Here is a 2456-nt window from a genome sequence, read left to right as displayed (position 1 = left end):
CCGAGGACCGGCCGTTGTGGCTGGGGTCGCTGAAGTCGAACATCGGTCACACCCAGGCCGCCGCCGGTGTCGGTGGCGTGATCAAGATGGTGATGGCCCTCCGCCACGAACTCCTCCCCAAGACCCTGCACGTGGACGAGCCGAGCCCGCACGTGGACTGGTCGGCGGGCTCAGTGGAGCTGCTGACAGAGGCGCGTGCGTGGGACATCGAGGACCGTCCGCGCCGCGCGGCCATCTCGTCCTTCGGGATCAGCGGCACGAACGCGCATGTGATCATCGAGCAGGGTCCGGCGGTGGAGCCGGAGTCTGTCGACGCTGTCGAGCTGCCGGTGACGCCGTGGCTGTTGTCGGCCAAGACTCCCGAGGCGTTGCGGGGCCAGGCTTCCCGGCTCGCGTCCTGGGTGGAGGAGCGGCCTGAGCTGGAGCCGGCCGATGTCGCCTGGTCGCTGGCGACGGGCCGGGCGTTGCTGGAGCAGCGCTCGGCGGTGGTCGGCGCCGACCGGGCGGAGCTGGTGGCGGGCCTGCGTGCCCTGGCCGATGGTACGGCGGCACCGGAAGCCGCGATGGCCGATGGCAGGCTGGCGATGCTCTTCACCGGCCAGGGCAGTCAGCGGGTGGGCATGGGGGCGTCCCTCGCGGCGGCGTTCCCGGTGTTCGCCGACGCTCTGGACGAGGTCTGCGCGCTGCTCCCTGAGTCGGTGCGTGAGGGGATGTTCTCCGGTCCGGAGGAGGTACTGGCCGAGACGGGGACGACCCAGCCGGCGCTGTTCGCGTTCGAGGTCGCCCTCTATCGGCTGCTCACCTCGCTGGGGGTCACCCCGGACGTACTTGTCGGGCACTCGGTAGGGGAGATCGCCGCTGCTCACGTGGCGGGTGTGCTCTCGCTGTCCGACGCGTGTGCCCTCGTCACCGCCCGCGCCCGGTTGATGCAGGCGTTGCCGGAGGGTGGGGCGATGCTGGCCATCGCCGCTCCCGAGGCGGAGATCCTTCCGCTGCTGGAGGGCCGCCAGGACGTCGGCATCGCCGCGGTGAACGGCCCGCAGGCCGTGGTCATCTCCGGCAGCGAGGTCGCGGTGGAGGAGATCGCGGGCCTGGTGAGCGCGCGGACGCGCAGGCTGCGGGTCTCGCACGCCTTCCACTCCCCGTTGATGGAGCCGATGCTCGCCGAATTCGAGCAGATCGTCTCCACCCTCACCTTCAACGAACCGACCATCCCTGTCGTCTCCAACGTGACGGGCCGCCCCGCCGAGCCAGGACTGCTCACCGACCCGGCGTACTGGGTGCGGCACGTCCGTGAAGCGGTGCGCTTCGCCGACGGCGTCACCGCCTGCCAGGCGAACGTGTTCGTGGAGATCGGCCCGGACACCACCCTGACCGCGCTGGCCCAGCAGAGCGTCGAGGACGGCGTCTTCGTCGCGACCGCGCGCAAGGACCGGGACGAGGTCCGGGCACTGGTCGAGGCACTCGGCCGACTTCACACCCACGGTGTGGAAATCGACTGGACGGCGATCCTCGCCCCGAGAGCGCGTGTCGATCTGCCGACGTACGCCTTCCAGCGGGAGCGGTACTGGATCCCCGCGCTGACCGACGCCGGGGACATGAACGCGGCCGGGCTGGGCGCGATCGACCACCCGGTGTTCAGCGCCGTGACCGAGGTCGCCAGCGGCGAGTCGGTGATCTTCAGTGGCCGCCTGTCACCCGCCACGCAGCCGTGGCTCGCCGATCACCTCGTGGGTGGTCGGATGCTGGTTCCGGGGGCGGCGCTGGTCGAGCTGGCCATCCGGGCGGGCGACGAGGTCGAGTGCTCCTACCTACAGGAACTGACCATCCAGGCGCCGCTGGTGGTGCCCGCCCAGGGCGGCGTCCAGATCCAGGTGGTCGTCGGGGCGGTGGAGGAGTCCGGAGCACGTCCGCTGACCGTCCACTCCCGCTCCCAGGACGCCGCCGGATGGACACAGCACGCACAGGGCCTGGTGACCGCCGAGCTGCCGGTGGCGGCGTTCGAGCTGGCGCAGTGGCCGCCGGTGGACGCGCGGCCGGTGGTGGTCGATGGTCTGTATGACGATCTGGCGGCGGTCGGGTTGGAGTACGGGCCTGTCTTCCAGGGGGTGACGCGGGCGTGGGCGCGGCCGGGTGAGGTGTTCGCCGAGGTGGCGTTGCCCGAGCAGGCGCACGCCGACGCGGCGCGGTTCGGGCTGCATCCGGCCCTGTTGGACGCGGTGTTGCACGCCAGTGCGCTGGGTGATCTGTTGCCGGAGCCCGAGCCGGGCCGGCCGTTCCTGCCCTTCTCCTGGTCGGGGGTGTCCCTGCACGCCACAGCGGCGACCGGCCTCCGAGTGAAGATCATCGGTACGGGTGGCACCAGCATGGCGCTCACCATCGCCGATGGGAGTGGTGTGCCGGTGGCGGAGGTCGAGGCGCTCACGTTGCGTCCGTTGTCGACCTCTGATCTGGCC

General features: G+C 71.3%; 1 protein-coding gene. It reads left to right on the top strand.

Annotated features, from left to right (window positions below):
* Positions 1–2456: type I polyketide synthase (locus tag ACFFRH_RS44005; RefSeq protein ID WP_386164124.1), on the top strand; the 2456-nt coding region annotated here is incomplete at both ends.

The organism is Streptosporangium vulgare, assembly GCF_042428775.1.
Classification (GTDB): domain Bacteria; phylum Actinomycetota; class Actinomycetes; order Streptosporangiales; family Streptosporangiaceae; genus Streptosporangium; species Streptosporangium vulgare.
The sequence above is the reverse complement of the archived record's forward strand: the minus strand, read 5'-3'. Positions and strand labels throughout refer to the sequence as shown.